At 68.9% G+C, this 4,318-nt stretch carries 5 protein-coding genes; 2 read left to right on the forward strand and 3 right to left on the reverse strand.

The window, feature by feature from the left end; genetic code table 11:
• The coding region (locus tag JMF90_RS26330; protein WP_374104271.1) for an acyl-CoA thioesterase at nucleotides 1-293 on the forward strand (293 nt) is incomplete at its 5' end.
• Nucleotides 294-339: 46 nt separating this feature from the next.
• Here JMF90_RS26330 and fumC read toward each other — a convergent pair.
• The 3 genes from fumC to JMF90_RS26345 form a co-directional block, all read right to left on the reverse strand.
• Complete coding sequence (fumC, locus tag JMF90_RS26335; RefSeq protein ID WP_011544913.1) at nucleotides 340-1,734, reverse strand: class II fumarate hydratase; 1,395 nt, start codon at nucleotides 1,732-1,734, stop codon at nucleotides 340-342.
• Nucleotides 1,735-1,928: 194 nt separating this feature from the next.
• Nucleotides 1,929-3,317, reverse strand: coding sequence for a multidrug efflux MATE transporter NorM (gene norM, locus JMF90_RS26340; RefSeq protein ID WP_011544914.1), 1,389 nt, complete (start codon nucleotides 3,315-3,317; stop codon nucleotides 1,929-1,931).
• A 138-nt stretch (nucleotides 3,318-3,455) separates the two neighbouring features.
• Nucleotides 3,456-3,674, reverse strand: a complete 219-nt coding sequence (locus tag JMF90_RS26345) for an RNA-binding S4 domain-containing protein (RefSeq protein WP_006486208.1) — start codon at nucleotides 3,672-3,674, stop codon at nucleotides 3,456-3,458.
• A gap of 267 nt (nucleotides 3,675-3,941) precedes the next feature.
• On the opposite strand from JMF90_RS26345, the gene JMF90_RS26350 reads away from it, so the two are divergent.
• Nucleotides 3,942-4,318 (forward strand): hypothetical protein (locus JMF90_RS26350; protein WP_201325618.1); only part of this gene is annotated, 377 nt, incomplete at its 3' end.

Raw genomic sequence — 4,318 nt, forward strand, 5'->3', positions numbered from 1 at the left:
TCGGCAATCTGGTCGAGCTGAAGGCGCGCGTCGTCGCGACGGGCCGGACCAGCATGCACATCCATGTGTCGGTGCACGCCGGCGATCCGAAGGGCGGCGTGCTGCGCCAGACGACCGACTGCCTCGTCGTGTTCGTCGCGGTCGACGAGAACGGCAACCCGGTGCCGGTGCCGCCGTTCGTGCCCGAAACCGATGAGCAGAAGGTGCTCGCGAAATATGCGGCCGACGTGCGGGCCGCGCTCGACAAGATCGTCGAGATGAAGCCGGAAGAGGTCGCGAAGGGCGCGGTCTGAGCGCGACGGGCGCCGCGCTCGACGCGCCGCGCCCGCCGTCCTGCCTTTATCGCGTCCCGATCATCTGCTCGGGGCGCACCCATGCATCGAATTCCGCCTCGGTCAGGTAGCCGAGCGCGAGCGCGGCCGCCTTCAGCGTCGTGCCTTCCTTGTGCGCCTTCTTCGCGATCTGCGCGGACTTGTCGTAGCCGATGTGCGGATTGAGCGCCGTCACGAGCATCAGCGATTCGTTCAGCAACAGGTCGATGCGCGAGCGGTTCGGCTCGATGCCCACCGCGCAGTGATCGTTGAAGCTCTGCGCGCCGTCGGCGAGCAGCCGCACCGACTGCAGCACATTGTGCGCGATCATCGGCCGGAACACGTTCAGCTCGAAGTTGCCGCTCGCGCCGCCGACGTTGACCGCGACGTCGTTGCCGAACACCTGGCAGCACAGCATCGTCACGGCTTCCGACTGCGTCGGATTCACCTTGCCCGGCATGATCGAGCTGCCCGGCTCGTTTTCCGGAATCGACAGCTCGCCGAGCCCGCAGCGCGGCCCGCTCGCGAGCCAGCGCACGTCGTTCGCGATCTTCATCAGGCTGGCTGCGACCGTTTTCAGCGCGCCGTGCGCGAAAACCAGCGCGTCGGCGGCCGCCATCACCTCGAACTTGCTCGGCGCCGTCACGAACGGCAGCTTCGCGAGCCGGCCGATCTCGTCGGCCACGCGCACCGCGAACTCCGGATGCGCGTTCAGCCCCGTGCCGACCGCGGTGCCGCCGAGCGCGAGTTCGTACAGGTGCGGCAGCGCCGATTCGACGTGACGGATGCCCTGGTCGAGCTGCGCGACGTAGCCGGAGAACTCCTGGCCGAGCGTGAGCGGCGTGGCGTCCTGCAGGTGGGTGCGGCCGATCTTGACGATGTCGGCGAACGCCTTCGACTTCGCGTCGAGCGTCGCGCGCAGCGTGCGCAGCGCCGGCAGCAGGTGATTGACGATCGCATACGCGGCCGCGATGTGCATCGCGGTCGGGAACACGTCGTTCGACGACTGGCCGCGGTTCACGTCGTCGTTCGGATGAACCTTGCGCGCTTCGCCGCGCTCGCCGCCCAGCAGCTCGCTCGCGCGGTTCGCGATCACCTCGTTGAGGTTCATGTTGGTCTGCGTGCCGGAGCCCGTCTGCCACACCGCCAGCGGGAATTCGCGCGGATGCTTGCCGGCGATGATCTCGTCGGCGGCTTCGATGATCGCGTGCGCCTTGTCGTCGGCGAGCACGCCGAGCGACTGGTTGACGGCCGCCGCGGCGCGCTTGACGATCGCGAGCGCGTGGATCAGCTCGGGCGACTGCTTCTCCGTCGAGATCCGGAAATTCTGCAGCGAGCGCTCGGTCTGCGCGCCCCAGAGCCGGTCGGCCGGCACGGCGATCTCGCCGAACGTGTCGCGTTCCATCCGAACTGCTTCATTCATGATGCACTCCTCCGGGAAAGGGGAAAGGCCGCGCGTCGTCGCGCGGCGTCAGGCGTAATCAGACGTATCGTGAGGCAGTCGCGCCGCTTGCGCGGCGTCTCGAGGGGTTCAACCGACAAGCATAGCGCCGGTCGCGATTTCGCGTCGTGTCGCGCCTGGGGACGGCGCAAGCCCGTGACGAGCGCGACCAGCCCCTAGCGGGCCGTCGCGATCAGCGAAGTGGTCTTGCGGTGAAAGCGCCAGGCCATCAGCGCGGCGACGCTCGCGAGCCCGGCCGCGAGTCCCCACCACAGGCCGCGCGCGCCCAGGCCCGCATGGAACGCGAACCAGTAGCCGGTCGGGAAGCCGATGCCCCAGTAGCCAAAGGTCGCGGCGAGCATCGGGATGCGCGTGTCCTTCAGGCCGCGCAGCGCACCCGACGCGACGGTCTGCATGCCGTCGACGATCTGGAACACCGCGGCGATGCCGAGCAGCGACGCGGCGAGTGACACCGTGGCCGCGTTGGCCGGATCGTCGAGATGCAGGTACAGGCCGACGATCGTGTGCGGCGCGACGATCATCACGAGGCCCGACAGCGACATGAAGCCGACGCCGAGCGCCAGCGCGACGAAGCCCGCGTGCCGCGCGGCGACGGGCGAGCCCGCGCCGATCCAGTAGCCGACGCGCACGTTGGCTGCCTGGCCGATCGCAAGCGGCACCATGAACGATACCGACGCGACGTTCAGCGCGATCTGGTGCGCGGCGAGCGACGTCGCGCCCAGCACGCCGACCGTGAGACCGGTGGCGAGGAACAGCGTCGATTCGACCCCGTACGTGATCGCCACCGGCCAGCCTATGCCGATCAGCTCGCCCATCACGGGCAGCTTCGGGCGCGCGGCGGTCACGAAATGGCGGAAGCGCTGCCGGCCGTGCAGCAGCCAGATGAGGGCGAGCGCGGTGAGCCAGATCGTGATCGTCGTCGCGACGGCCGAGCCGAGAAAGCCCAAGCGCGGCAGCCCGAATGCGCCGTGGATCAGCCCGTAGTTCAGCACGCCGTTCACGCCGACGCCGCCGATCGACACCCACAGGAGCCGACGCGCGGCGCCGATCGCGGGCAGGAACGCGCGCATCAGCCCGACGCCGATCAGGCTGCCGAGCGCCGCGTAGCGCAGGATGCCCGTGTATTCGCCGACGTGATGCGCGAGCAGCGGCGGCTCGTGGAACATCAGCAAGATCGGTTCGGCCAGCGACAGCGCGACGATTGCCGGAATCGCGAGCAGCACGGACAGCGCGAAGCCCGTCCAGTAGATGTGCGGCACGCGGTCCTCGGCCTGCGCGCCGCGCGCGTGCGCGACGCTCACGCTGACCGACGACAGCACGCCTTGCAGGATCGTCACGATCACGAAGAAGAAGTTCGCGCCGAGCCCGCCTGCCGCGAGCGAATCGGGGCCGAGCGAACCGAGCAGCACCGTGTCGGTGACGCTCATCGCCATCTGGGAGAGTTGCGCGATCGCGAGCGGTGCGGCGAGGCGCGCGGTATCGGCGGCATGACTGGACAGGGACGGCGGCGCGGCGGCCGTCCGCGTAAGACCGGAATGCGACATGGAATGGGCGCTCGCGCGGGTGCGGGCCCGCGCTATATGTATTTATTTTGAGAGACGGCTAGCTTACGGCTTTATTCGTACCGTGTCGAACGCGTGCGCCGATGGCCATGTCGCGGGCAGGGGGAACCCCGGCGGGCGCTACGCCTCGCGTACCGCGATGCGCGTGTCGCCGAGCAGCACGACCTGGCCCGCGCGGATCTTGCAGGTCTTGCGCAGCTCGACCGCGCCGTCCACTTTCACGGCGCCGGACGCGACGATCAGCTTCGCGGTGCCGCCGCTGTCCGCGAGGCCGGTGATCTTGAGAAGGTTGTGCAGCTCGACGTATTCGCCGGTCAGCGTGAAATCCAGATTGGGCATGACGAGGAAGGTGCGCGATGCGCGGGAGGAAACGCTCCGCATCATACGGCACCAGGGGCCGGCACGCGAGCGTGGGCGGCTGGCGCACGTTGTAAAGGACTGTGAGCGATTCGTCAGCAAATGAAACGGTGGGTAACAGTCTGAGAGATTCGCGAACCGGCCGCGCGGGCCGCGGGTCTTCTGTCGTACCTGCTGCGTGTTGCGGCGGGGAACGCGACGGACCGCATCGCTGCGGACCGGACGCACAACTTCTTGAGGAGAATTGCCATGTCCAAGATTCGTACGATGCTGATCGGTGCCGCGCTGACGGCCTTCGCTACTTCGGCCGCATTCGCCCAGACGGGCACGACGGCGCAAGGCGCGGCCGGTGCCGGCGTGCAGGCGCAGACGCCGGCCGCTGGTGCCGGTGCAGGCGTGCAGGGTGGTGCCGGCGCGAACGCGTCGGGCAATGCGGCGGGCGGTGCGACCGATGCGGTCGGCGCGGCAGCCGATGGCGCGAAGGATACGACGTCGTCGGCCGTCCATTCGACCAAGAAGCATACGAAGCATGCGGCGAAGTCGGCCAAGAGCCATGCGGGTTCGGCCAAGGCGAAGGCCGACGACGCGACCGAAGGCGGCGCATCGGTCGGCGCGCAGGGCGGTGC

The sequence above is a fragment of the Burkholderia sp. E168m23 genome (genome assembly GCF_016586125.1).
GTDB classification, from domain to species: Bacteria; Pseudomonadota; Gammaproteobacteria; order Burkholderiales; family Burkholderiaceae; genus Burkholderia; species Burkholderia orbicola.

Coding starts and splice junctions, on each gene's coding strand:
- norM (WP_011544914.1), bottom strand. CDS start 3,317: ATGTCGCATTCCGGTCTTACGCGGACGGCCGCCGCGCCGCCGTCCCTG.
- JMF90_RS26345 (WP_006486208.1), bottom strand. CDS start 3,674: ATGCCCAATCTGGATTTCACGCTGACCGGCGAATACGTCGAGCTGCAC.
- fumC (WP_011544913.1), bottom strand. CDS start 1,734: ATGAATGAAGCAGTTCGGATGGAACGCGACACGTTCGGCGAGATCGCC.